Raw genomic sequence first — 25,207 nt, 5'->3', positions numbered from 1 at the left:
TCTCAAATCTTTTTCGCAAAGCTTGTTACAGTAGTCTAGCTAAAAAGTAATGATAGGGACCGCTGTGAACCGATATGCTCTGCTGTGCTTAGATAATAATCCCATTAGTATTGAACAATGGCGTCATGAATTAAGTATTTTTTCCGCCAAGTTTGATCTCTATACCGCTGATTCTATTGTAGAGGCTCAGCAGGCACTCGAGTTCATCCAAGAAAACCAACAAACTGCCGCGTTAGTGATTGCCAGTCATCATGAAGGCTTTAATGGCGCCGAATTTTTAGTTCAATTAGATAAAAGCCCTGAGACGAAACACGCTCGCAAAATATTGATCAGCAGCGGTCAAGATATTCAAGCCATTTTAAACGCGGTCAATGAAGGACGTTTAGATTATTGTTTAACCAAACCGTTACAAGATAACGTGTTATGTAAGACGGTTCTCCAAGAGTTAACCACGTATGTTCTTGATAATGATAAAGACAATATTCTTACTTACAGCACCTTATTAGATCAAACCCGAATTTTACGCGCGCATATTGATCAGAAAATGCGTGTCTATCGTGAAGGTTTTATCAGCGATTATCACCGCATGTCCGATCAACAACTCGCGGAGCAAGTTATTGGTGCCTTGTATGAGTTTTTTGACGGTAATGATGAAACGCGAGCCTGTCGAACTTACTCTGCGGAGCACTTACTCACCGTTGAAGGTGAAGACAATCATTTCTTATGGTTTATTACCTCAGGTGAAGTGGCGCTGTATAAACGAGATGAGCTCGGCCAACAAAGAGAAGTCGTGCGCCACAATAAGGGCAATATCGTCGGAGGGATGTCTTTTGTAACCGGAGAGCCCTCTTTCTCGACCGCGTTAACGTTAACTCGTACTGATGTCATTAAATTAGATCGCGATATCTTTGCTAAAGTGATGCATAGCGATACCAGTTTACTGCCCCTATTTACTAACTTATTACTGCGTCATTTTAATCGACGGCTACAGCGCAGCATTAATACCAAATTACAATTACAAAAAACGCTCGACTCGCTCGAGTCAGCGCATAAGCAACTGATGGAAAGTGAAAAAATGGCCATGCTGGGTCAGTTGGTTGCCGGCGTCGCTCATGAATTAAACAATCCTGTTGCGGCGATTCTACGTGGCAGTGATACTCTACGAACTCATATTGCTCATCTCGTCGGTCATGCTCCACCCCACTCTTTGGAACATACTGGCGCACAACTACTGGCCCAAGCCTTACAATCTAAACCTATGTCCACGGCTGAAGAGCGGGCAAAAGCCAAGCAAATCGCCGAACAAATTCATCATCCGCTATTAGCAAAAAAAATCGTCAAACTCGGCCTAGAGCACGACCAACATCTACTCAATTTAGCTCAGTCTCAACCACAACAAGCATTGCTCGACATTGAACAATTAGAAGTGTATTTCTTAGCAGGGAGTAATCTTCGTTCGATTCAGGTTTGTGCGCAGCGAATTGCCGATATGGTCAAAAGTCTCAAAGGGTATGCGCGCGCAGATGACGAAACGTTTCATACTGTCGATATCCATGAAGGACTAGAGGACACTTTAGTTATTTTCGAAAATCGCCTCAAAAGACACCAGGTTGAAAAGCATTATGCCAAACTCCCCGCTATCTCTTGTCTCCCTATTGCCCTGCAACAAGTTTGGACTAACCTTATCTCTAATGCGGTTGAAGCGTTTCCAGAGCATGGCGTATTAATCATTACCAGTGAGCTACGCCAACAAGGTAATCACGCTTATGCGGTGATCAGTTTTACCGATAATGGTTGTGGCATTCCTAAAGAGCGACAAGACGAGATTTTTACGCTTAATTATACCACCAAACGAGAAGGCGATTTTGGGTTAGGGATTGGTTTATCTGTTTGCCAACAAATTGTTCGTCAACACCAAGGATGGATCAACGTAGACAGTGAAGTTGGTCAATACACTACGATGCAGGTTTGGTTACCCGTCAACCGAGAACCTATTTAGGGAGAAATAAATGCAAAAACTGATGATTTTATGTGTCGATGATGAACGTGAAGTACTGAATAGCGTTATGCAAGATCTGAGCGTCTTCGAAGAACATTTTATTCTTGAAGCCGCGGAGTCTGTCGCAGAAGCCAAAGAAGTCATTACCGATTACCAGCAGCAAGCAATCCCGCTGGCACTTATTTTGTGTGACCACATTATGCCTCAAGAAACCGGCATTCATTTTCTTATCGAACTTAACCAATCTGAAGCGACTCAGCCAACACGTAAGGTATTGTTAACCGGGCAAGCTGGATTAGACGATACCGTCGAAGCAATTAATCACTCGAGCTTGCATTTTTTTATCACGAAACCTTGGCAAGCAGAGCAATTACGTCATACCGTGAAAGAGCAGTTAACTCATTACGTGATCGAAAACGAGCCTGATTTAATGGCTTGGATGCCAATTCTTGATACTGAGTTAATTCTAAACGCACTGGCTGCAAACCGCTCCAGTTATGGTGAATGATCTTTAAACGTGAACAATATCGAGCTTAACAGATAAAAAGATGGTCGCATTCTAAACAATATCATATTGATTTAGCTATTTTTTTATCAAGGTAACCCAATCTTGACATTTTTTGGTAGAGTTCGTCTCTATCAATCAATTATGATGTTATCACACTCGAAATAGTAATTGATTTAGTGTGTACTCAAGCCGCCCGTTCTATAAGCCGTATGCATTGGATTTGAAATCAGTTGCAACGTTTTCAATACTGCATCTTAATGTCGCTTGGGTATACTATGGAATTAATCATAAACAGATAGGTTTATTGTGACTATGCGCAAAACAATCATGGCAACCGCTTTACTTCTAACGTCGGCACACGCTTTGGCTCAAACGGATCCAAACAGTCCAACTGTGATGAGTAATTTTAACTACGAATATATCGAAGCTCGTTTCGGCGCTAGCCCTGCTACCTTCGGTGCAGCAATCAGTAAATCGATTCATCCTAATGCTCATATGATTGCCCGTATCGATTCTGAGTTTGAAAGTGATTACGATCTCGCCGCAGGTTTTGGCTTTCACGCACCGATTAATAATTGGGCAGATTTAACGGGAGAAATGTTATTCCGTTTACAAGATAAGAAAAGCTACGGCAGTGCAGATTCAGGAATGGAACTGAATTTAGGTGTTCGTCAGTGGTTAGGGCCACAACTTGAAGTCGGTGGAAAAGCAGGTTATGTCTCTATTGATGATCGCGACGATTGGATAGGTTCTGTTTACGCTCGTTTCCACTCAACGGAATTATTCTCACTCGGCGCAGAAGCCCGCTTCAATGATGCGTATGGTGATCAACTGATGCTTACGGCTCGATTTAAATACTAATTTTATACCCTTCTTACTTGAAGAAGCAGCGGTGTTGGCTGCAACTTCAAGTAGTTTGGATATACCACTCAGTTTAAGTACTCTGTGCGTTTCATAAAACAAGCCGACGTCTCTGACCTCGGCTTGTTTATTATTGCTCAACGAGCTTGGCAATATTCTAATAACTGACGTTTTTGTGGCTCTTGGAGTAGCTTCCAATGCACACCTTCAATCGCTCCAGCAAACTTCCACAGCAGCTTAACATCAACATCACTGCCATAAATTTTGCGAACCTTACTAAATACAGCAGGAGCGCCAAGTTTTACAAAAGTTTCCACATCGCTGACGCCGGCTTTTTTTACCATTCGCTCAAGAGTCAATTGCATATTAGGCAAGTCTCTTAACCGACGGCTCGCCTGCGATTTTTGAAAACTACGTTGCGAAATAGAATAAAAGATAGAACGTTGAATAATATCGTCTAATTGTGGATAACCTTGCTCGAAAAGTTGCGTAATATCATAGTAATTAACCGTTGCTGTGGTCTGCTTTTTCACATGACGGAATTTTTCACAGCCTAACTGGATTAATAATTCATCGAGTTCTTCACTACCACGAAGGAAAATCGCCCCCTCAGTTAACAATGCGTACATGGCTTCTTGTTGAAATAAGCCAATACCACCGAACATTGAGCGTTTTTGGTAGTCCCCAAACTTAATTACATAATCAAAAAATGTTGTCTCACTCATCTTGATAGATCCTTTAATCGTCGTCCCCGAGTCACAAAGATCACCAGATAGCAGCAAGTTATAGCGAATAAATTAGGTATACATCGCAAGCTTATTTTGACTACGTGCCTGCGTATTGATTTATGTACATGATAGTTAATTCCATAAAATAAGTCTGGACTTAACTCACATCCATCACTTGAAAAGCGTGTTAAAAAGCTACTGACTTCACAAAAACTTAATGTTGCATATCAGTCGTTATTCATTTAATGCTTTATATTACACGATAAAACCATTAAGACCTGTTTAATGGTTGCATCTCTTTATTAGCAATCGGTAAAATGGGGCGTCTTCCCGCTTTTGACCGGATACGATGAACCATTTATCTTTTTACTGGCTTCCCGAAAATAAACACCTCCTTATCCAAGGATTGGAAAGTGAGTTTGCTCAACTGGTTAAATTTTCAATCAGTACAGGCAAGATTGCGCTTCCCCCTATCCCGGATGTGGTGTTGAAAATTCAACAATTATGCAGTATCGAATCCACCACGATCGCTGATGTGGCCGCCTGTCTAACCGACGATCCAAGCCTCGCAGCGGTGGTTATTCGAGTCGCAAACTCGGTGGTTTTTAATCGCCGAAATATTACCTGTCTGGACTTAAGCACCGCGGTTTCCCGCTTAGGTATTATACGCGTACGTGATATTGTCACCGCTCAAGCTATTGAGCAACTCAAGTATTCGATTAATCTAAGTACCGCGTGCAATAAAGTCCTGACCAATAGTGCAGCCATATCACGTGAATTTGGTGCCAGTATGGTTCTAGTTACTCAATGGTTTAAGCGTTTAGAACCGCAGCACTATCAACATTTAGAACAAGAGAAAGCTTTGTTGGTTGGTCTATTGGCCGATATCGGTCTGTTTTGCTTAGTGAATGAGTACCATCTTTACTTGGAAAATGGACACTACCTTGATCAAGACATTGCGCTGCAGATTTTCCAATCGAACTGTTCGGCAACCAGTCAGCTAGTTTTAAAACATTGGGGATTTGATAACGATTTTCTCGAAGTGGCGAGTAACCAACCATTCATTGAGCATCGCCAAGAAGTCAGTTATCTTGATATCGCTCGCATCGCAAATCATCTGTTATTATTTCGTAAACAAGATGACGCTTTAGACGAGCATGAAGTGGAAATTAACACCACGGGTGCGGAAGTGCTTTACCATTTAAGTAACATGACGGACGTTGAATTTCGTTCTCAGTTACATGGCGTGATTAACGCCAGTGGTTTTTGACCCCCTTCCCCAATCATCGTCAATACGAGCTGGGGTTACCTATTGAGGAATCTATGTTTTTAGGGATGCTATTTATTTTTGCCCCACTCGTTATCGGGTATCTTTTTTCTATTTCTCAGCCAGCAAAATTAACCTTACTCAACAAAGCAACGGTTTCTCTGGTTTATGTCATCCTTTTCCTGATGGGGCTTAGCCTCGCTGCATTAGATAATTTAAGCGCTAATCTACAAGCAATTTTGCGTATTGCAGGTGTGTTTTTTCTTGCGATGGGGTGCTGTAACTTGTTAGCTCTTCCCTGGATTGATAAATGGTTTCCCATTGATAGCCAAGCGACACAAACCAAATTACCCTTATCAAGCATGGCGTTAGAATCAATTAAGCTGATTTTTGTCGTGGGCGCAGGTCTGCTGCTTGGCTTGATTCTTGGTTTTGATTTATCTTGGGTAGAAAGTGCCAGTGAATGGATTTTATTTATTTTACTGTTTTTTATTGGCGTTCAATTAAGAAACAGTGGCTTAACATTGAAACAGATCTTATTGAATAAGCATGGCATGATCATCGCCTCTGTCGTCATTATTACCTGCTGGATAGGTGGGATCCTAGCGGCCTTCATTCTCGATATCCCAATCTATCGAGCATTAGCCATGGCCTCTGGGTTTGGCTGGTACTCATTGTCTGGAATTCTGATGGGCGATGCTTTTGGCCCAGTCTATGGTGGCGCTTCTTTTTTGATTGAGCTGATGCGTGAGTTAGTGGCACTGGCCTTAATACCGATGTTTATTGGTCGTAAGCCCTGCACTTCTATTGGCTACGCCGGAGCAACCGCCATGGATTTCACCCTGCCAGTGATCCAGACGACAGGGGGAGTACGCTGTGTTCCCATTGCGATTGTCAGTGGCTTTATCTTGAGTCTGTTAGTGCCGTTTTTAATGTTGTTATTTGTCTCTCTTGCAGGTTAACGCTCAAGAAACCGTTATAGCGCACTTTACAATGCATCAACATTTCATCAATATGCGTAACCCAATTAAGTGACTGAGTAAAGCGCGCCAATCGAACAAAGAACGAACCGCCAAGGCTATATAAATTACTGCAGGACAAGTTTTTTGTTTTGGTTTAGATTGCCTAGCTGACATTAACCAGTCTCAACAATAACGATATAACTATGGTATCAGAACATAAAATAGCGGATGCAAGCTTTGAGAGCCTTTTACGTATATTCACCGTACCAGAAGGACCAGATTCAACCCTGACTCGTATTGAAGAAGAATTGTCACGTAATTTAAACCAATTCTTACGTGAGCATATTGTGGCAGAAGAAAAGCCGCTTAAAGAGATAGAAAAAGACTTTTCCAATCCGCACATTCCTGAAGCGCCAGAGTTTGTCTCAGAGCATACTCAACATTTAATGGATACGTTAGTGGCTCAATCGGTGCATACGGCATCGCCCAGTTTCATTGGCCATATGACTTCAGCATTGCCTTATTTTTTAATGCCGCTGTCAAAAATCATGATTGCTTTGAATCAAAACTTAGTAAAAATTGAAACCTCGAAAGCGTTTACGCCACTTGAACGTCAAGTATTAGGCATGTTGCACCGTCTTATCTATGCTCAACAAGACGAGTTTTACCAACAATGGATGCACAGTGCCGCCCATTCTCTTGGCGCATTTTGTTCAGGGGGCACCATTGCTAACATTACCGCGCTCTGGGTCGCACGTAATAATGCACTGCAAGCGAGAGAGGGTTTTGGTGGCGTAGAAAAAGAAGGCTTATTCAAAGCCATGCTCCACTATGGTTATCAAGGATTAGCGATTTTAGTCTCTGAGCGCGGCCACTATTCACTAAAAAAAGCTGCTGATATTTTGGGCATTGGCCAACAAGGCTTAGTCACTGTTCGTACTGATAATAATAATCGTCTTTGTCCCGATGATCTGCAGTTGAAGATTAACCAACTCAAATCACAAAATATTCATCCCTTTGCCGTTGTCGGTGTTGCAGGTACAACTGAAACGGGAAATGTCGACCCACTAAGAGCCATCGGTGAAATTTGCCAAAAAGAGCAATGTCATTTTCATGTCGATGCCGCTTGGGGTGGTGCCACCTTAATGTCGAGTACCTATCGCCACTTATTGGATGGTATTGAACTGGCCGATTCTGTAACCATTGATGCCCATAAGCAAATGTATATTCCAATGGGTGCCGGAATGGTGTTATTTAAAGACCCTCATGCAATGAATGCGATAGAACATCATGCGCAATATATTTTACGCAAAGGTTCTAAAGATTTAGGCAGTCATACCTTAGAAGGATCTCGTTCTGGGATGGCGATGCTTGTCTATGCGAGCATGCATATTATTAGTCGTGCAGGTTATCAACTATTAATTGATCAAAGTATTGAGAAAGCGCGTTATTTTGCTGATCTGATTCAATCACAAACAGATTTTGAACTCGTTTCAGAACCTGAGCTTTGCCTGCTCACTTATCGTTATGCTCCTGATAACGCGATAAAAGCACTGACAATCGCTGATGAAAAAGAGAGAATCGCACTGAATCATTTGCTGAATGAATTAACTAAATACATTCAGAAGAAACAGCGTGAAACAGGTAAATCGTTTGTTTCTCGCACACAACTCAATCCGGCACGTTGGCAAGGTTTAGATACCTTAGTCTTTCGTGTCGTATTGGCGAACCCGCTCACGACTAGGTCAATTTTACACTCGGTCTTGCAAGAGCAAAGGGACATAGCCCAAACAGCCACTCAATTACTTGCCCAGATAAATCAGTCGAGTCAAAGCATTATTAGCTCACAGGCTTAAAAACTCGGGCAAATTTGCAAAACAATAACGACGAATAAAAAGAAAGAAATAAATGAAAATTTCTTTCTTTTTATTGTAACTCGCCCATCATAATCCATCGATAAACGACGCTTTTAGCTCTTTTCGCCAATTAAAAGTGTAGTTTTCATGAAATTTAGTTTGAGGCTTGTCATATTCTCACTATTTGATAGTGTGTTTACTTTATGATTTATGACCGCTTGGGTTTATACTCGCGTCATGGCGTTGGTAAATGTGTCCCTTGTCGAAATAATTCATTTTTATGATGACAAGACACCTAAAAATCCCAATGAGTTGTTCTCTAGGCCCGCGTGAACACTATGAATACATTAGAAAAAATACAAAAAAATCTAGAAAATTTCAGCAAATCGGAACGTAAGGTAGCTGAAGTGATCATGGCTTCCCCGCAAACCGCGATCCATTCCAGTATTGCGACGCTGGCCAAAATGGCCGATGTTAGTGAACCAACGGTGAATCGCTTTTGTCGTCGACTCGATACCAAAGGTTTCCCTGATTTCAAGTTACACTTAGCGCAAAGTTTGGCAAATGGTACGCCTTACGTGAATCGCAATGTGGAAGAAGACGATGGACCTGATGCGTATACCCATAAGATCTTTGAATCGACCATGGCGTGTTTGGATGTGGCCAAAAATAGTCTCGACCCAATGCAAATTAACCGAGCCGTTGACCTATTAACGCAAGCGAAGCGCATTTCGTTTTTTGGTTTAGGCGCTTCATCCTCCGTTGCGCGTGATGCACAAAACAAATTCATTCGTTTTAATATTCCAATCTCTTGTTTTGAAGATATTGTTATGCAGCGGATGAGCTGTATTAACTGTACTGATAATGATGTGATCGTCCTTATTTCTCATACAGGACGGACAAAAAGCCAAGTCGAAATTGCTAATCTTGCACGAGAAAATGGCGCAACGGTTATTGCAATTACCGCAAAAGACTCGCCATTAGATAAAGCGAGTTCTTTATCGATTTGTCTTGATGTCCCTGAAGATACTGATGTTTACATGCCGATGGCGAGTCGAGTTGTGCAGATGACGGTGATAGATGTGTTGGCGACCGGTTTTACTTTACGCCGAGGTTCTGGTTTTAGAGAAAACCTCAAACGCGTCAAAGACGTGTTAAAAGACTCTCGCTACGATAAATTATCGCAGTTTTAATTCTTTTCTCTCCCCCAACCTAAAAAGAGAATGGAGCTATTCATGGTCATAAGATGAATAGCTCCATTCTCTTTCTACTTTTTAGCTTCCTTGTTCACTTCCTTCGACAAGGCGAGAATTATAAATCCACTGCAATCTTTTCTCGGTAACCAAAGGCGAGATAATATTCTGCGTTTCTGATTTAGAACATGAACAAACTTGACGTAAAATATACACTAACCTCTCATGAGTTAATGGTAGTGGGTTGCCTTTGATCGCTTGTGAGCGCAGAGCATCCGTCGCAACTTGCTCGAAAGAAGTGGAACACACGCCAAATTGACTCAACGTCGGTAGTGGTAATTTGTCGAGCATCATTTGTACCCAAAGAATACTGTCATCAATATTGACATTTTTACGCTTCGTTAATAATTGAGCGATTCGGTAATAACGCTGTAAAACATCCGCTCGCTGAGCCTTTTTCGCCGCATGAATATTCTCTCTCATAACGTAAGGGGCAAGACGAGCGGTGATCACGCTGTGTGGCGCGTCGAGCTTACCTCCCAACGCAGAGGCCAATCCATACGCAGCACCTAGCTTAGCGTTAGTGATTGCCATCCCGCCCAACATCGCAGCAAAAGATAAATCCTCACGAGCAGGTTTATCATCTAGACAACACGCAGCAAGCGTTGAACGTGATAAACGGCGTAATCCCTCTTCACAGATCATATCCGTTAAAGGATTGGGATCACCACAAACGTAAGCCTCCATGAGATGAGTAAAAGCCTTCATTGCACCACGACCAGACGTATAACGATCGGTGCCATAGGTTAAACTCGGATCGATAATCGCCATGACTGCCAGCATCTCTGGGCTACGTAAACTCACTTTGACTTTATCTTGTCCAGATTTTAACACTGCATTTTTCGTGACTTCAGAGCCGGTACTGGCGGTGGTTGGAATCGCAATAAACGGCAGAGGCTTTGCTTTGAGTGGCACATTACGACCAACAACTTCAACATAATCATACACATTTCCTTGATTAGGAATAATCGCCGCTAAAGCTTTGCCCATATCTAAAACGCTACCACCACCGATAGCAATCACGACTTGTGGTCGAAAACGTCGTCCGACAATTGCCGCTTCTTCTACCATAGTAATATTGGGCTCGCCATAGATCGCGACATGTTGATACGGCATCTTTTGCTGTTGCAAGTAATCACTGATCATTTGAGCGCGTTGCACGTTTTTACCTGAGACCAATAGAACGCTGTAACCGTATTGATTAATCAGCGATAGCGAGTGTTGCAGTGCACCCGCACCGAATACAATTCGATTCGATGTCATAAACTGAAACATGTGCCCTCCCCCAATCACTTTGATAGCATTCAGTGTGCTTTCCTTTGTAGAAAAATTTTTTGACTCAGTGCAACCTGTTGCTAAATAACTCAAACTTCATCTCAGACTATGCACGACATCACAATAGATGGCATGACTATCGCTGCTTTATTTAACTTGGGCATAAATTATCCAATCAATTTTACCTATTAAAACAACTGGTAAATGACACTTTATTTCCTAATTCGAATCGGGCATAGTGGCGCAAACGAAACAGAGGAGAAAGTGATGTTCGTAGTGATTTTTGGCCGCCCGGCTTGCCCATATTGTGTCCGTGCAAAAGAGCACGCAGAAACCTTAAAAGCGAAACGTGATGACTTCAACTACCGTTATGTTGATATTCATGAAGAAGGTATTACTAAAGCCGATCTAGAAAAAACCGTGGGTAAACCGGTTGAAACGGTGCCACAAATTTTTATTGATCAAGAGCATATTGGCGGCTGCACTGAATTTGAAGCCTATGCAAAAGAGCATTTAGGTCTATTTGACGAATAAGCTTTCGACACACCATTTCTAATCTTAGTCAACCCGCTGATGTTTAGCGGGTTTTTTAATGGATTATTTATTAAAAAATGACCTTGCCCTGAAAAATTTCACTTATCTTTTTGCCTATTTACGATACAATCGTCACAATTTAATCATCCTCCCCTTGCATGCCAACATTGAGCTAAATTGTGAATATCGACGTCGTACTGTTGTTAGAACAAAATCCCATCTTATTGATCTTCGTTGTCCTCGCCATTGGCTTGGCCTTTGGCAAAATTCGCTTTGGCAGTTTGCAATTAGGCAACTCCATCGGTGTGTTGATCACGTCTTTAGTGATGGGGCATCTGGGCTTCTCGTTTAATGCCGAAGCATTAACGATTGGTTTCATGTTGTTTATTTATTGTGTGGGGATTGAAGCGGGACCAAACTTCTTTGGTATCTTCTTTCGTGATGGTAAACACTACTTAATTTTAAGTTTAGTGGTGTTAGTCACTGCCACCAGTTTAACCTATTCCGCCAGCCATTTTTTTAATCTCGATTACGGCTTAGCCGCGGGGATGATGGCCGGAGCGTTAACGTCGACTCCAGTGTTGGTTGGCGCACAGGATGCCCTAAACTCTGGGCTAGCCAATATTCCTCGTAATATGGATCTGACCTTGATTTTAGAAAATGTCTCGGTCGGCTATGCGATGGCGTATCTGATTGGCCTGATCAGTATGATCATGTTTGCAAAGTTACTGCCTAAATTACAAAAACAAAATCTCTCTGATTCAGCGCAACAAATTGCTCAAGAACGGGGAATTGGCGGCAGCGGACAACGTAAGGTCTATTTGCCGATCATTCGTGCTTATCGGGTTGGCCCTGAGCTAACCAATTGGATTGATGGCAGAAATTTACGAGAGCTTGGTATCTATCGTCAAACTGGATGCTATATCGAGCGTATTCGTCGTAATGGTATTCTTGCCCACCCTGATGGTGATGCCATTTTGCAAGAAGGCGATGAAATTGCCTTAGTCGGTTTTCCTGACAGTCATGCGCGCCTTGATCCGAGCTTTCGTAATGGTAAAGAAGTGTTTGATAGAAACTTACTTGACCTACGGATCACTGAAGAAGAAATTGTCGTCAAAAGTGACAGTATTGCCGGAAAAAGATTGTCTGATTTAAACCTCTCGGAATATGGCTGTTTCTTGAACCGCGTGGTGCGCGCACAAATTGAAATGCCGATGGATCTCGATATTGTGCTGGCGAAAGGCGATGTACTTCAGGTCAGTGGAGAAAAAAGTCGCGTTAAAGGGCTAGCCGAACGAATCGGCTTTATCTCCATTCATAGTCAGATGGCCGATCTCATGGCTTTTTGTAGCTTTTTCATTTTAGGGATTCTCTTTGGCTTAATTACCATGACCTTTGGCCAAGTCTCCTTTAGCCTAGGCAATGCCGTCGGCCTGCTTTTGTCCGGTATCTCGCTTGGTTTTTTACGAGCCAACCATCCAACCTTTGGTTATGTCCCGCAAGGTGCATTAAACATGGTCAAAGATCTAGGACTGATGATATTTATGGTGGGTATCGGCTTAAGCGCTGGTGGACGGATGTTTGAACACTTAACCGAAGTTGGTCCGCAAGTGATTGGCTTAGCGTTTATCGTGAGTGTTGTCCCCGTGGTCTTTGCTTATCTGGTCGGAGCCTACCTATTAAAAATGAATCGTGCTTTACTTTTTGGAGCGATCATTGGCGCTCGTACCTGCGCACCGGCGATGGATATCGTCAATGATTATGCCAAATCGACCATTCCAGCGCTTGGCTATGCAGGCACTTACGCGATTGCCAATATTTTGATGACGCTTGCTGGTACCATTTTGATCATTCTCAGCTAAAACGGTTCAATCAATGGGTATCGTCGAAAGGAATAAAAGCTAAACAAAAAAGGCGCATAAAGCGCCTTTTTTACTATCTTTACTATCTTTACTATCAGAACGGATATCGATTAGATATCGATCACATCAAACTCAACTTCTGGACTGACATCGGCATCGTAATCAACACCCTCAACACCAAAGCCAAACAGCTTAAGGAACTCTTCTTTATAAAGCTCATAGTCTGTTAACGTCTTTAGGTTTTCAGTCGTGATTTGCGGCCATAACTCACGGCAGTGCTGCTGAATGTCTTCACGCAACTCCCAATCATCGAGACGCAGACGGTTATGATCGTCCGTTTCTGGTGCTGAACCATCGTTTTTATACAAACGCTGGCTGAACAAACGATAGATTTGCTCCATACACCCTTCGTGGATGCCTTCTTCACGCATTTTCTTAAAGACCATTGCGATGTATAACGGCATAACAGGAATCGCCGAGCTGGCTTGAGTGACAACCGACTTTAACACGGCCACATTAGCGCTACCTTGCTTAGCGGCTAATTTTTCATTTAATGCTTGCGCTGCGCGATCTAAATCCATCTTCGCACGACCCAATGCACCATCCCAATAAATTGGCCAAGTCAGCTCAGTACCGATGTAGCTATAAGCGACGGTTTTACAACCGTCCGCTAAAACGCCCGCATCATCAAGCGCTTGCATCCACAACTCCCAATCTTGACCGCCCATCACGGTGATGGTGTCGTTGATTTCTTGTTCAGTGGCAGGTTCAACGCTGGCTTCGATAATGATGTCTTTATTGGTATCAACCGCAGTAGCGGTGTAGGTTTCACCGATTGGTTTCAGGGCCGAGCGAACCACTTCACCGCTATCTGGCATCTTACGTACCGGAGAGGCCAATGAATAAACCACTAAATCAATTTGACCTAGGTCTTGTTTGATCAACTCAATGGCTTTTTGCTTAGCTTGATCAGAAAAGGCGTCACCATTGAGGCTCTTGGCATATAAACCTTCTTGGTGAGCTAACTTATTAAACGCGGCCGCATTGTAAAACCCAGCGGTTCCGGTTTTCTTTTCCGTACCCGGTTTTTCAAAAAAGACGCCAATCGTTGCAGCACCACCAGCAAAGGCGGCAGCAATACGTGAAGATAAGCCGTAGCCACTAGAGGAGCCAACGACCAGCACACGTTTGGGTGCATTCTTAATCGAGCCTTGTGCTTTAGTATAAGCAATTTGTTCTTTTACGTTCGCTTCACAGCCCACTGGATGAGTGGTTGTGCAAATGAATCCACGAATTTTAGGTTTGATGATCATATTCAACTTCCTTCAAAAATCTCGGTTAGGATAAAAGTTTCAGCGCCACTTCGCATCTTATTTCTGCCCAAAAGCACTTTTTTACTGAGTGGTTGGAGCTGTTCTTAACCTAAATGGTTCAGGATCATCCTATCTTAAACACGCAAGACAAGACCAATCGCAAAAAATCAGCGCTACTGTACCACTAACAGCAAAAAAATAAGGCCTCAAAAGAGGCCTTAAGACATTAGCAAATTGAATAGGATGAGTTATGCCACATTATTCAGTTTTGGTGGATTAACGTTGTGAGTGCGCACTTCGCTTAAGTCGTGGCTGAAATGGTCCACTTGAATCGCTTTCGAACGCAGTTTGTCTGCGGCTAAAATCGCTTCAACTTCATTTTCAGTCAAGACACCAGCCGCTTTCGCTTGAGCAAGACGCTCAGTCAAAGGTCCTTTACGAGCCACTTTACCTTCTTTCACCGCTTTATTCATTTGTCGCTCTAATCCTTTAACGCTATACATAGCAAGGAAAGCTTTTTCCATTAAGCCGACGCTATCATCTTCATCTTTGCCGATGTAACACAAATGGGTTAAGCGATCACGATGCGCTCCCGGCGTCATTAAACTTTCGGCAATCTTGACGGTAAGTGTATCGCTAGGCGCTTGGTAGTGATTACCTAGTGGGAATATCAATCCTTTTAATAATCCACCGACCGCTTTAATCGGATAATTACGATAAGTATCACTCAGGGCTTTCGCAGCATGATGTAAACAGTGTTGCATCGCGTAGTGCACGTAATCGAGATCCGCTTGTTGACGGCCTTCATCTTCGTAACGCTTTAGAACCGCTGACCCCATATAAAGGAAGCTCAGTGCATCCCCCAAACGCGCAGATATCATCTCTTTACGTTTCAACTCACCACCCAGAGTCAACATGGCAAAGTCGGCGCTAACCGCTAAGGCACGGCTTAAACGAGTCATTTCTTTATAATACCCTTGGGTCGGTCCACTCATCTCCGCTTTGATGAATCGTGAACCCGTCAGAGCAGCACCAAAAGCACCAAAGGTATTTTTGACTGCATGACCAATGTGTTTAAACAATAACTTATCAAAATCTTTCGCGGCTTGTTCGCTATCTGGGTTAGCAGCCGCTTCCATCTCTTTAAGAACATAGGGGTGACAACGCGTCGCACCTTGACCAAAGATCATCAGGTTACGGGTCAGGATATTGGCCCCTTCCACCGTAATCGCAACGGGAACACCGAGGTAATGGGTCGATAGATAATTCATAGGTCCATCTTGAATTGCACGCCCTGAATGAATATCCATGGAATCATTTAAGATAGTTCGCGCCATTTCTGTCATATGGTATTTAGCAATCGCGGTAATGATCCCTGGACGCTCTTTCATATCGAGAGAGGTTGTTGTCAAGGTGCGTGTCGCTTCGAGTAGGTAAGTCAAACCACCAATTCGACCGAGCGCTTCTGCAACGCCTTCAAACTTACCGATCGACATACCAAACTGCTTACGAACATAAGCATAAGCTCCCGTAGTACGAGAAGTGAGGTGACCAATCGCCGTACCGAGAGCCGGTAAAGAAATACCCCGCCCAGCAGAAAGACATTCAACCAGCATACGCCAGCCTTTACCAGCATAGTCCACGCCACCAATCAGCCATTCCATCGGAATAAAGACATCATTACCACGAGTTGGTCCGTTCATAAACGCTAAACCGAGCGGATCATGACGCTCACCAATTTCCACACCGGTATGGTTGGCTGGAATTAAGGCACAAGTAATACCGAGCTCTTTTTTATCACCGAGCAGCCCATCCGGATCGTTCAGTTTAAACGCTAAACCAAGAACGGTAGCAACTGGGGCGAGCGTAATATAACGTTTGTTCCACGTTAAACGAATACCTAGGACTTCTTTACCTTCATGCTTGCCGTAGCACACGATACCTTGATCAGGAATGCCGCCGGCATCGGAGCCTGCTTCTGGGCCCGTTAATGCAAAACAAGGAATATCCGTACCATCAGCTAAACGTGGCAACCAATAATCTTTCTGCTCTTGAGTACCATAATGAGAAAGCAGTTCACCAGGGCCTAGAGAGTTAGGCACCATGACGGTAACGGCAGCACTGATACTGCGCGTCGCAATACGCGATACGATAGTTGAATTGGCCAATGCCGAGAATTCACGGCCACCATATTCTTTAGAAATAATTAATGAGAAGAAGCGCTCTTTACGCAGATAATCCCATACCTCTTTGGGTAGGTCACGATCGTGTTTGATGATTTTATGGTCATCAATCATACCGAGTAGCGTTTCAAGCTCATTATCCATGAATGATTGCTCTTCCGCCGTGAGAGTTGGCTTAGGATAATGATGTAGCGTTGTAAAGTTAGGCTTACCAGAGAACAACTCCCCATCCCACCATACACTTCCGGCTTCCATGGCTTCTTTTTCGGTTGCAGACAGCGGAGGCAACACTTGCTTAAAGAGTTTGAAAGCGGGGTCACTAATCCATTTTCTTCTTAGAGAGCTCATAATTCCGATCCTTTTGTTCACTGGTTAAGATTTATACTTATTATAGTTTCGTTTGGTTCAATTATTTGGCCGCCACTCCAGCAGCTAAATAAGGAATAATCTGGTCAATCATGGAGTTAGCGTCAACTTTAGCCGCAAAATCATTTTCAGCAATTTGCGCTAAAGCTTGGCTGGATGCCATGGTAAAAACACAGGTCCCAAGGGTAAAATGCAGCCGCCAAAACAGCGTCTCGCGAGTTAAATTGGGGTTTGCCTTCATCACTGACTGAGTAAATAAGCTGAGAACGTCGTCATAACGAGTGGTGATAAACCAACGTAAATGACCTTGTACATCGGTATAACCTCGGCCAATCAACAGCATGAAACGACTGGTTCCGCTTGGGCGTATTTGACTCAACGCTTTTAAGGGACCACGTAACGATTCAAAGACTTCTTCCATGCTGTAACTTTCTTGCTCATTCAACGCCATCAATGACTGTTTAACAGCTGGCATAAATGCTTCTAAGTAACGATTTAGTACCGCTCGTACCAGCGTTTTTTTATCACCAAAGTGATAATTCACCGACGCCAGATTGACGTTAGCTTTACTAGTAATGGTACGAAGAGAGGTATCATTAAAACCATGCTCAGCAAATAGCCCTTCTGCTACATCGAGTATTTTTTCTTTGGTACTGCTCTTAGGGGCCATTTCAATCATCCGTATCAAACAACTGTTTGAAATATACCTTTGAAACACGAGATTAACAAGCAATTAACATCACACTTTTTAAACATGGTCCGACCAGATGGTCAGCGCCATATAAAATCCGTGATAAATCAACATAACTTCTCTGCATTTCAGGTTCTCGAGCAAGAACAAAGGAAAATAATCATTTTTTTTGATCATTTTTCTATTATTTGGGAACTCTTTGTTATTCATCCAGTCTGACTTAGTGTAGTTGGTAGAGCATTCAGAGTTTTACGGCCGTCGAACTTTCTTGGTCACTGGCAACTACACGATACCGATACGACTTGAAGGTTGAGCGAATCCCGTCGATGCTTCAAGTGGCAAGGTAAATGCTGCTTTTTCCTTATTAACTCCTATGTTTGTATCCGCCCAGTTCATTTTGTTCTGGGCTTTTTTTTGCACCTCATACCGCTAATGGCTAAGAAAGCGTATAATGCTCTGCTGACTTGTTAATACCCCATGAATTCATGAAGCTCTCTCATAGCCCAATCACCCAGCATCGCTTTCAAGGTGTCGATTTCTATTTAAAACGTGATGATAAATTGCATCCACAATTTTGCGGCAATAAAGCGCGTAAATTTCTTGGTCTACTCGAATTGGAAGCTCCGGCGATCACCACTTTAATTAGCTATGGATCCGTGCAAGCCAATTCTTTGTATTCACTGGCAGGACTCGCAGCGATTCGTGGTTGGAAATTAGAATATTATGTTCATCGAATCCCTAAGTGGCTCCAACAACGGCCAATCGGTAACTATCGGGCCGCGCTCGAACTGGGTGCGCAAGTTATCAGCACTGAAGATCAAGCTATCTCACATCCCTATGATTACATCGTTCAACAACGTAAACCGGATCAAGATTGTCTATTTATTGAAGAAGGTGGTCGATCACCTTTAGCAGAATATGGCGTCAAACAGTTAGCTCTTGAATTACTCGAATGGATTCAACAGCAGCCAAAACAGCACTGGATTATCGCTTTGCCGTCAGGCACCGGAGCAACCTCGCTCTACCTACAAAAGGCACTGCAACCTCATGATATCCAAGTGATTACTTGCCCTTGTGTCGGTGGTGCGGACTATTTACGCCAACAGTGGCAACAACTCGCAGATACCCTTTATCCAACGATTATCGAACCTTCGCGTAAACATCACTTTGGCCATTTATATCGCGAGGATTATCAAATTTGGCAGCAGCTCTATGAGCAAACTCATGTTGAGTTTGATTTGCTGTACGACCCATTGATGTGGCGCTGTTTACTTGATTGGCTACCTAGTCAGCAACCATGTTCATTTATCTATATTCACCAAGGCGGGTTGTTAGGCAATGAAAGTATGTTGCCTCGTTATCAGCGTTTGTGTGGGGAATAAAGGATAGAACGAGAAAACGTCTGCCGCCGACAGAGATACTGTGAAAGCAAAAAAGTAGAAGCTGCAGTTTGATGGGGTAGCATACCAACGGTTACCCATCTAACTGCAGCCTCAACGGACAAGCTCATGCCCGTCAATTTAGGTCGCTAATCTATCCTGTGGTTTGACTTTTGGTAACCCGATCGAAATTAAGGTGGTCAGTAATAAGAAAGCAAAAGAAACCCATAAGCACGCGGCGAATCCCCACTCTTGAAATACCCAACCAGATAAAATGGTGCCAATCAAGCGCCCCATCGCATTGGCCATGTAGTAAAAACCAACATCCAATGACACGCCATCTCCCTTGGCATAGCTGACAATTAAATAAGAATGCAAGGATGAGTTAACCGCGAAAATCGCACCAAAAAGTAATAATCCACCGATGATCACCATTTGCGGATGCCATTGGACCTGAATACTGTAAGCAATCACTCCGGTCACTAAAGCCAATAAGGCGGCCCACCCCATGGCGGAACGTCCATCCGGCACTTGACCAGAAGCACTACCGGTGATTTTCGGCGCAAACCCTTGGATAACACCGTAGCCAATGACCCACAAGGCTAAAAATCCGCCCACGGCACTGTGATCCCAGCCAAATACACTACCAAGATAAATCGGTAAAGCGATCACAAACCAGACATCACGGGCTCCGAATAAGAACATCCGCGCCGCCGATAAAATATTCACGCTACGTGATTTGGAAAAAATTTCTGAAAATTTGGGTTTATTTTTGGCTTTGCCAATATCGGCTTGTAGACTAACGAGGCTGCCAACAAAGACGACCAATAATACGCCAGCCATCGCCAGCACTGCATATTGAAAACCGATCAGCGAGAGCAAGACACCACCAAGGAAAAAACCGGCTCCTTTCAACGCATTTTTTGATCCAGTCAGAATAGCTATCCATTTATATAACGCCCCTTGTGCATCATCTGGCAGCAACGTTTTAATGGCACTTTTTGCGCTCATTTTATTGAGATCTTTGGCAATACCAGAGAGCGCTTGTGCTGCCATCACTAACGGGATCGTCAACCACGCGGCAGGTACGGCTAACATTAATAAAGCGACGATTTGCATCCCTAATCCAATATTCATGGTGCGATTTAAGCCAAGCCTTGCACCAAGCCAGCCACCAATTAAGTTAGTCACCACGCCAAAAAATTCATAGAACAAAAATAACGAAGCGATCGCTAACGTCGAATAACCTAAATCATAAAAATACAGCACCACCAACATGCGCAATGCGCCATCGGTAATGGTAAAATTCCAGTAATTGAACGTCACCAGCATATATTGACGAACATTATGATTGAATTGGGACAACATGGATGATCACTCTTTTTGAAAAAGAGCTGCATCAATGCAGCTCTTACTAGGGGTTATTGACCGACAAACTGATGAATATAATCGACCTGATCCGCTTTAGTGAAAGCACCTGGACGCAAAGCCTGCACCTTGGCAATGATCGTTTCCAGTGGCCAGCCCTTCTCAAGCAAAACATGAGCGGCTAATAATCCCGTACGACCCGAGCCCCCCATACAGTGCAACGCCACTTTATCACCAAGACTTAAAGCTTTATGCACTAAAGGTGCAATGTGTTGCCAGCGAACATGGAACGCTTCATCCGGTGCACAATCATCAGCGATTGGTGCATGCAACCAAAGTAGCCCGGCTTTCTCTACCTCTTCTGGCAATTGGCCAACGCCATGTTCTTGCATCTCTTGTTGGCTCAGCGCGGTCACCACAACCGTGACCCCTTGCGCCTTTAATTGTGCGATACTTTCGGTCAGCGCTGTTTGTTTTGTGCCCGGACAAGGCGTGAGGATCAGTCCGGCTTGATCGGTAATCGGCAGTTCCCAAGTTGGATGTGTCATTGTCTTTTCCTTATACTGAGCCAACGTTACGCACCAGTTCAGCGGTACGCGTTGCGTAGCCCATTTCGTTATCGTACCAAGCGTAAATTTTCACCATACGTTTACCCACCACCATGGTTGATAGCGCATCAACAATCGTTGAACGCTGATCGCCTTTATAGTCAATCGATACCAATGGACGTGTTTCAAAGCCTAAAATACCTTGCAGTTCATTCTCTGATGCCGCTTTAAGCAAAGCATTAACCTCATCAGCGGTGGTATCACGTTTAACATCAAAAATAATATCGGTCAGTGACGCATTAGCTAGTGGTACTCGTACCGCATGACCATTAATTTTGTCTTTCAGATCAGGGAATATTTCGACAATCGCGGTTGCTGAGCCGGTCGTTGTTGGGATGAGGCTCATCCCACACGCACGAGCACGGCGCAGATCTTTATGCGGCGCATCTAAAATGGTTTGCGTATTGGTTAAATCGTGAATGGTCGTAAATGAGGATTGCTCGATGCCTAATTTTTCATGGATCACTTTAACAATCGGTGCAATGCAGTTGGTCGTGCACGATGCCGCCGTAACAATTCGGTGTTGATCTGGGTTAAAAATATGATCGTTAACACCGACGACAATGTTCGCTACACCCGGCTCTTTTACTGGAGCGGAAACGACGACTCGCTTAACACCTTGAGCAAGATACAGATTAAGTAACTCCGTTTTACGATGTTTACCCGTCGCTTCAATCACCACATCACAACCTGACCAATCTACGGCATCAATGGCTTTTTGTTGAGAGGTTTGAATCTTATGTTGACCAATCATGATGCTGTCGCCATCTGCCAAGACAGGGTGATGCCAACGACCTTGCACAGAGTCAAACTCCAATAAGTGTGCCAACGTTGCCGCATCGCCAGCTACATCATTGATCTGCACAAATTCCAGCTCTGGCCAATCATAAGCCGCGCGCAATGCCAAGCGGCCAATTCGGCCAAATCCGTTAATTCCTACTTTAATCGTCATGATTTATTTCCTTAATAATGATCCGTTCATCCGTGTGACTTGAAAGCCCTTCAAGTCACACGGAATAATTAAGCACAACATGTTGGCCGAGATTTCATCGCCGCCAATCGCGCAATATCAAGCTGATATTCAGTTCGTAAACACTGAGAGTCGACTAAGCCTTGGATCTGTTTTCTCATCCAGCCAGGTAGCTGATCAGATAAGTGATAAAATACCCACTGACCTTGACGGGCATCGACGACAACGCCACTCGCCCTTAATAAAGCAAGATGGCGCGATATTTTGGGTTGGCTCTCTTCTAATGCCGCGGTTAACTCCGCAACGCAGAGGTTCTGTTCACGAGCGATCATTAATAAACAACGCACTCGGGTTTCATCAGCCAACAGTTTAAAAAATTGATGAGGTAGCATAAGTCTATTTCCTTATATGGATATGTGAATATCTTAACTTCGTTCTAATCGCTGTCAATGGTAATCCAGCCGTTGTCATGAAATTTTCATATTCAAAAAGATCATCTTGTTGATGTCATCAGAGCGTCATCCTCCAGTGCTAATCTGCGCTGACTGACCGAGAAACCGGGTTATGCCACACCCCCACCGCTCCCCTCTGTCACATGATTGTCATATAACTTCCATTTTACTGTCATACAAACCACCCAAAATCCGTTTTAGTTAAACCAAACACAACCGCAATTTGAAGGCATGATGCCATAGCGGTTAACAATGTGAATGAACGAGGGAAATACTATGAAGTTTGGACGCAACGCGCTATTGCTTGCCTCAACCATCGCCACGGCTATCTCAGCACCTGCAATGGCTCGTGAAACTATCCAAATTGCTGGCTCATCGACTGTGCTGCCATTTTCATCAATCGTTGCTGAAGAGTTTGGGCAAACTTTTGCTCAATTTAATACACCGATTGTTGGATCAGGTGGTTCGGGCGGCGGCCTTCGCCAGTTTTGTCAAGGCGTTGGTGTCAACACCATTGATATTGCTAACTCTTCTCGTGCTATCCGTCCCAATGAGCTTGCGAACTGTAAAGCCAACGGCGTGAATGAAGTCATCGAAGTGAAAATCGGTTACGACGGTATTGTCTTTGCTTCACGCACCGACAGTGGCAGTTTTGCACTAAAACCTGAACATGTATTTAAAGCAGGCGCAGCGCAAATTCCTCAAAACGGTAAAATGGTTAATAACCCTTACACCAACTGGAAACAGATTGATCCTTCACTACCGGATCAAGATATCTTATTAGTGATCCCTGGCTCTAACCACGGCACCCGTGAAGTGTATGAAGAAAAAGTTGTCCACCCGGGTTGTGCAACGTTTGCTGAAGTCAAAGCCATGGATAGCAAAGCCAAAGAAAACTTCTGTAACGCGATTCGTACCGATGGACGCGTGGTGGAAGTCGCTGGTGACTATACAGAAACACTGGCTCGTCTCGATGCACAGCGTAACGCATTAGGTGTTTTTGGCCTCAGCTTCTATGACCAAAACCGTGACCGCTTAAAAGTGGCAACGGTCGATGGTGTCACTCCTAGTTTAGAGACCATTTCAACGGGTGAATATCCGGTTTCTCGTCCTTTATTCTTCTATATCAAAAATGCCCACGTTGGTGTTGTCCCTGGCCTACTTGAATACGCTCAATTCTTCGTCAACGAGCAGATTGGTGGCATGGGTAGCCCATTAGAAGAAGCTGGCCTAATCCCAATGGATGACGCTGAGCGCGCGCAAGTTTCAAACGACATTCGCAACCGTAAGACTTTATAAATAAAGTAATAATTCAGTAAGAGAGGCATTAACGTCTCTCTTACTATTGCTTTTAAAAGGTAATCACAATTATGAATAATATGATGCTAATGGTGGTACTACTGGCAGTCATGGCTCTGGCTTATCAGCTCGGGCTAGTGCGCAGTAAAAGAGTGGCATCAACCAGCAGCGGGCAGACTCAACGCTTGCATTCTCGTCCAGTTTATCACGGTGTATTGACCCTACTTTGGGCTGTCGTACCCGCTTTTTTAGTGTTTGTTTTATGGACGACATTTTCCCCTAATTTCATTCAAAACTTAGTGCTCAGCAGTATCCCCAGCGAGTTTCAACCCGCTACCGCCGATCACGCTCGTGTATTGATGAACCAATTGAATAACTTAGCCAGCGGCTTTGCCGTAGTCAGTGAATTCAGTGATTATCAAATCGCGGCAGCTGAGTACCTGCAACAGGTACAATTTACCAGTCACGTTATCTTAAGTAGCTTAATGGCGACTTTAGCTGCGACAGGCGTCGTCTTTAGCACCCGTCGCATTCGCCCTGATTTACGTGCTCGTAACCAAGTTGAACGTGCGTTGCACATCGTACTTATTCTCTGTTCTGGTGTAGCCATTCTGACGACGATTGGTATTGTGCTGTCGATGCTGGGAGAAGCCTTTCGCTTTTTTAGCTTTGTTGACCCACTCGATTTCTTTTTTGGTACGACATGGAATCCGCGTTTCTCAACCGTAGGCACCAGCGGCCAAAGTGGTTTTGGTATGCTACCGCTGTTAGCGGGAACGTTCATGATTGCGTTTATCGCTCTTGCCGTCGCCATTCCAGTCGGTTTGATGGCCGCGATTTACTTAGCCGAATATGCCCCCAGTCGAGTTCGCTCTGTAGCGAAACCGATTATTGAAGTACTGGCAGGGATCCCAACGATTGTCTATGGCTTCTTTGCCCTGATCACCGTCGGCCCTTTTCTGAGTGAGATAGGTGAATTCTTCAATATTGATATCCGTGCTACCTCAGCTCTAACAGCAGGGGTCGTGATGGGGTTAATGATCATCCCGTTCATCTCTTCTCTTTCCGATGACATCCTCACCCAAGTTCCTAAAGCCTTAAGAGATGGCTCGCTGGGTCTCGGAGCGACAAAATCAGAAACGATACGTAAAGTCGTCCTGCCCGCAGCGCTGCCGGGCATTACCGGAGCCGTACTACTCGCCGCCAGCCGTGCGATTGGCGAAACCATGATTGTCGTGTTGGCTGCGGGCAATAGCCCGGTCTTAACCGCTAATCCTTTTGAAGCTGTATCGACGATGACCGTGACAATCGTCAATCAATTAACCGGCGATCTGGATTTCTCTAGCCCGCAATCACTGGTGGCCTTTGCCTTAGGGTTAACGCTGTTTGTGATTACCCTGTTTCTTAACGTCATTGCGTTAGTCATCGTACGTAAATACCGCGAACAATATGAGTAATTTCATGGACAGTATT

21 protein-coding genes are annotated in these 25,207 nt (G+C 43.9%); 12 read left to right on the top strand and 9 right to left on the bottom strand.

Going from position 1 to position 25,207, the window contains the following annotated elements; all coding sequences use genetic code 11:
• Positions 1-64: 64 nt before the first annotated feature.
• The 3 genes from CAG58_RS05150 (at position 65) to CAG58_RS05140 (ending at position 3,368) form a co-directional block, all read left to right on the top strand.
• Positions 65-1,999: an ATP-binding protein gene (locus CAG58_RS05150; RefSeq protein ID WP_161426500.1), complete on the top strand. Its 1,935-nt coding sequence runs from the start codon at positions 65-67 to the stop codon at positions 1,997-1,999.
• Between the two features lie 10 nt (positions 2,000-2,009).
• Complete coding sequence (locus CAG58_RS05145; protein WP_154167871.1) at positions 2,010-2,507, top strand: response regulator; 498 nt, start codon at positions 2,010-2,012, stop codon at positions 2,505-2,507.
• Between the two features lie 312 nt (positions 2,508-2,819).
• Positions 2,820-3,368, top strand: a complete 549-nt coding sequence (locus tag CAG58_RS05140) for a hypothetical protein (RefSeq protein WP_158138576.1) — start codon at positions 2,820-2,822, stop codon at positions 3,366-3,368.
• Positions 3,369-3,505: 137 nt separating this feature from the next.
• Here CAG58_RS05140 and CAG58_RS05135 read toward each other — a convergent pair whose 3' ends face one another.
• Positions 3,506-4,093 carry a TfoX/Sxy family DNA transformation protein gene (locus tag CAG58_RS05135; protein ID WP_154167867.1) on the bottom strand — a complete coding sequence of 196 codons (588 nt, stop codon included), beginning with the start codon at positions 4,091-4,093 and terminating at the stop codon, positions 3,506-3,508.
• A 352-nt stretch (positions 4,094-4,445) separates the two neighbouring features.
• Here CAG58_RS05135 and CAG58_RS05130 point away from each other — a divergent pair, with 352 nt between their 5' ends.
• From CAG58_RS05130 to CAG58_RS05115, 4 genes are all read left to right on the top strand, one after another.
• Positions 4,446-5,366: an HDOD domain-containing protein gene (locus CAG58_RS05130; RefSeq protein ID WP_161426149.1), complete on the top strand. Its 921-nt coding sequence runs from the start codon at positions 4,446-4,448 to the stop codon at positions 5,364-5,366.
• A 53-nt stretch (positions 5,367-5,419) separates the two neighbouring features.
• Positions 5,420-6,325, top strand: coding sequence for a lysine exporter LysO family protein (locus CAG58_RS05125; protein WP_161426150.1), 906 nt, complete (start codon positions 5,420-5,422; stop codon positions 6,323-6,325).
• Positions 6,326-6,528: 203 nt separating this feature from the next.
• Complete coding sequence (panP, locus tag CAG58_RS05120; RefSeq protein WP_161429852.1) at positions 6,529-8,181, top strand: pyridoxal-dependent aspartate 1-decarboxylase PanP; 1,653 nt, start codon at positions 6,529-6,531, stop codon at positions 8,179-8,181.
• 338 nt (positions 8,182-8,519) lie between these two features.
• Positions 8,520-9,374, top strand: a complete 855-nt coding sequence (locus tag CAG58_RS05115) for a MurR/RpiR family transcriptional regulator (RefSeq protein ID WP_004395036.1) — start codon at positions 8,520-8,522, stop codon at positions 9,372-9,374.
• An 81-nt stretch (positions 9,375-9,455) separates the two neighbouring features.
• Here CAG58_RS05115 and CAG58_RS05110 read toward each other — a convergent pair whose 3' ends face one another.
• Complete coding sequence (locus CAG58_RS05110; RefSeq protein WP_161425483.1) at positions 9,456-10,709, bottom strand: iron-containing alcohol dehydrogenase; 1,254 nt, start codon at positions 10,707-10,709, stop codon at positions 9,456-9,458.
• Positions 10,710-10,976: 267 nt separating this feature from the next.
• Between CAG58_RS05110 and CAG58_RS05105 the strand changes: the two genes are divergently transcribed.
• Together CAG58_RS05105 and CAG58_RS05100 are read left to right on the top strand one after the other, a co-directional pair.
• Positions 10,977-11,243: a GrxA family glutaredoxin gene (locus CAG58_RS05105; protein ID WP_004395034.1), complete on the top strand. Its 267-nt coding sequence runs from the start codon at positions 10,977-10,979 to the stop codon at positions 11,241-11,243.
• A 179-nt stretch (positions 11,244-11,422) separates the two neighbouring features.
• Positions 11,423-13,105 carry an aspartate:alanine antiporter gene (locus CAG58_RS05100; protein ID WP_004395033.1) on the top strand — a complete coding sequence of 561 codons (1,683 nt, stop codon included), beginning with the start codon at positions 11,423-11,425 and terminating at the stop codon, positions 13,103-13,105.
• 110 nt (positions 13,106-13,215) lie between these two features.
• Here CAG58_RS05100 and fabV read toward each other — a convergent pair whose 3' ends face one another.
• The 3 genes from fabV to CAG58_RS05085 all read right to left on the bottom strand — a co-directional run bounded on the left by fabV (position 13,216) and on the right by CAG58_RS05085 (position 17,637).
• Complete coding sequence (gene fabV, locus CAG58_RS05095; RefSeq protein ID WP_161425482.1) at positions 13,216-14,418, bottom strand: enoyl-ACP reductase FabV; 1,203 nt, start codon at positions 14,416-14,418, stop codon at positions 13,216-13,218.
• Between the two features lie 248 nt (positions 14,419-14,666).
• Positions 14,667-16,949 carry an acyl-CoA dehydrogenase gene (locus CAG58_RS05090; protein ID WP_158143761.1) on the bottom strand — a complete coding sequence of 761 codons (2,283 nt, stop codon included), beginning with the start codon at positions 16,947-16,949 and terminating at the stop codon, positions 14,667-14,669.
• A 61-nt stretch (positions 16,950-17,010) separates the two neighbouring features.
• On the bottom strand, positions 17,011-17,637 hold the full coding sequence (locus tag CAG58_RS05085) for a TetR/AcrR family transcriptional regulator (protein ID WP_004395030.1): 627 nt from the start codon (positions 17,635-17,637) through the stop codon (positions 17,011-17,013).
• 506 nt (positions 17,638-18,143) lie between these two features.
• Here CAG58_RS05085 and CAG58_RS05080 point away from each other — a divergent pair.
• On the top strand, positions 18,144-19,040 hold the full coding sequence (locus CAG58_RS05080) for a 1-aminocyclopropane-1-carboxylate deaminase/D-cysteine desulfhydrase (protein ID WP_161425601.1): 897 nt from the start codon (positions 18,144-18,146) through the stop codon (positions 19,038-19,040).
• A 138-nt stretch (positions 19,041-19,178) separates the two neighbouring features.
• Here CAG58_RS05080 and arsJ read toward each other — a convergent pair whose 3' ends face one another.
• The 4 genes from arsJ to CAG58_RS05060 form a co-directional block, all read right to left on the bottom strand.
• On the bottom strand, positions 19,179-20,405 hold the full coding sequence (gene arsJ, locus CAG58_RS05075) for an organoarsenical effux MFS transporter ArsJ (RefSeq protein WP_161429853.1): 1,227 nt from the start codon (positions 20,403-20,405) through the stop codon (positions 19,179-19,181).
• A gap of 53 nt (positions 20,406-20,458) precedes the next feature.
• Entirely contained in the window at positions 20,459-20,953 is a 495-nt protein-coding gene (locus CAG58_RS05070) for a cyclin-dependent kinase inhibitor 3 family protein (RefSeq protein WP_161425231.1), read from the bottom strand.
• A gap of 10 nt (positions 20,954-20,963) precedes the next feature.
• The gene (locus tag CAG58_RS05065; protein WP_158138584.1) at positions 20,964-21,965 is read right to left on the bottom strand and encodes an ArsJ-associated glyceraldehyde-3-phosphate dehydrogenase; all 1,002 of its coding nucleotides are present in this window, start codon (positions 21,963-21,965) and stop codon (positions 20,964-20,966) included.
• A gap of 68 nt (positions 21,966-22,033) precedes the next feature.
• Complete coding sequence (locus CAG58_RS05060) at positions 22,034-22,375, bottom strand: metalloregulator ArsR/SmtB family transcription factor (protein WP_161425230.1); 342 nt, start codon at positions 22,373-22,375, stop codon at positions 22,034-22,036.
• A 336-nt stretch (positions 22,376-22,711) separates the two neighbouring features.
• Here CAG58_RS05060 and CAG58_RS05055 point away from each other — a divergent pair, with 336 nt between their 5' ends.
• Positions 22,712-23,734 (top strand): substrate-binding domain-containing protein, encoded by a 1,023-nt coding sequence (locus CAG58_RS05055; protein ID WP_072669632.1) that lies wholly within the window; start codon positions 22,712-22,714, stop codon positions 23,732-23,734.
• A gap of 71 nt (positions 23,735-23,805) precedes the next feature.
• On the top strand, positions 23,806-25,191 hold the full coding sequence (gene pstC, locus CAG58_RS05050; protein ID WP_154167834.1) for a phosphate ABC transporter permease subunit PstC: 1,386 nt from the start codon (positions 23,806-23,808) through the stop codon (positions 25,189-25,191).
• The last annotated feature ends 16 nt before the right edge of the window (positions 25,192-25,207 follow it).

It is taken from the genome of Vibrio sp. V31_P5A7T61 (assembly GCF_009904895.1).
GTDB lineage: Bacteria > Pseudomonadota > Gammaproteobacteria > Enterobacterales > Vibrionaceae > Vibrio > Vibrio metschnikovii.
The sequence above is the reverse complement of the archived record's forward strand: the minus strand, read 5'-3'. Positions and strand labels throughout refer to the sequence as shown.

Excerpts from the sequence above, each read along its gene's own strand:
- CAG58_RS05145 (WP_154167871.1), top strand. The coding sequence starts at position 2,010 with ATGCAAAAACTGATGATTTTATGTGTCGATGATGAACGTGAAGTACTG.
- CAG58_RS05140 (WP_158138576.1), top strand. The coding sequence starts at position 2,820 with ATGCGCAAAACAATCATGGCAACCGCTTTACTTCTAACGTCGGCACAC.
- CAG58_RS05065 (WP_158138584.1), bottom strand. The coding sequence starts at position 21,965 with ATGACGATTAAAGTAGGAATTAACGGATTTGGCCGAATTGGCCGCTTG.
- CAG58_RS05130 (WP_161426149.1), top strand. The coding sequence starts at position 4,446 with ATGAACCATTTATCTTTTTACTGGCTTCCCGAAAATAAACACCTCCTT.
- CAG58_RS05060 (WP_161425230.1), bottom strand. The coding sequence starts at position 22,375 with ATGCTACCTCATCAATTTTTTAAACTGTTGGCTGATGAAACCCGAGTG.
- CAG58_RS05110 (WP_161425483.1), bottom strand. The coding sequence starts at position 10,709 with ATGTTTCAGTTTATGACATCGAATCGAATTGTATTCGGTGCGGGTGCA.
- CAG58_RS05135 (WP_154167867.1), bottom strand. The coding sequence starts at position 4,093 with ATGAGTGAGACAACATTTTTTGATTATGTAATTAAGTTTGGGGACTAC.
- CAG58_RS05080 (WP_161425601.1), top strand. The coding sequence starts at position 18,144 with ATGAAGCTCTCTCATAGCCCAATCACCCAGCATCGCTTTCAAGGTGTC.
- CAG58_RS05055 (WP_072669632.1), top strand. The coding sequence starts at position 22,712 with ATGAAGTTTGGACGCAACGCGCTATTGCTTGCCTCAACCATCGCCACG.
- CAG58_RS05090 (WP_158143761.1), bottom strand. The coding sequence starts at position 16,949 with ATGAGCTCTCTAAGAAGAAAATGGATTAGTGACCCCGCTTTCAAACTC.
- CAG58_RS05125 (WP_161426150.1), top strand. The coding sequence starts at position 5,420 with ATGTTTTTAGGGATGCTATTTATTTTTGCCCCACTCGTTATCGGGTAT.
- CAG58_RS05085 (WP_004395030.1), bottom strand. The coding sequence starts at position 17,637 with ATGGCCCCTAAGAGCAGTACCAAAGAAAAAATACTCGATGTAGCAGAA.
- CAG58_RS05070 (WP_161425231.1), bottom strand. The coding sequence starts at position 20,953 with ATGACACATCCAACTTGGGAACTGCCGATTACCGATCAAGCCGGACTG.
- fabV (WP_161425482.1), bottom strand. The coding sequence starts at position 14,418 with ATGATCATCAAACCTAAAATTCGTGGATTCATTTGCACAACCACTCAT.
- arsJ (WP_161429853.1), bottom strand. The coding sequence starts at position 20,405 with ATGTTGTCCCAATTCAATCATAATGTTCGTCAATATATGCTGGTGACG.
- pstC (WP_154167834.1), top strand. The coding sequence starts at position 23,806 with ATGAATAATATGATGCTAATGGTGGTACTACTGGCAGTCATGGCTCTG.
- CAG58_RS05115 (WP_004395036.1), top strand. The coding sequence starts at position 8,520 with ATGAATACATTAGAAAAAATACAAAAAAATCTAGAAAATTTCAGCAAA.
- panP (WP_161429852.1), top strand. The coding sequence starts at position 6,529 with ATGGTATCAGAACATAAAATAGCGGATGCAAGCTTTGAGAGCCTTTTA.
- CAG58_RS05105 (WP_004395034.1), top strand. The coding sequence starts at position 10,977 with ATGTTCGTAGTGATTTTTGGCCGCCCGGCTTGCCCATATTGTGTCCGT.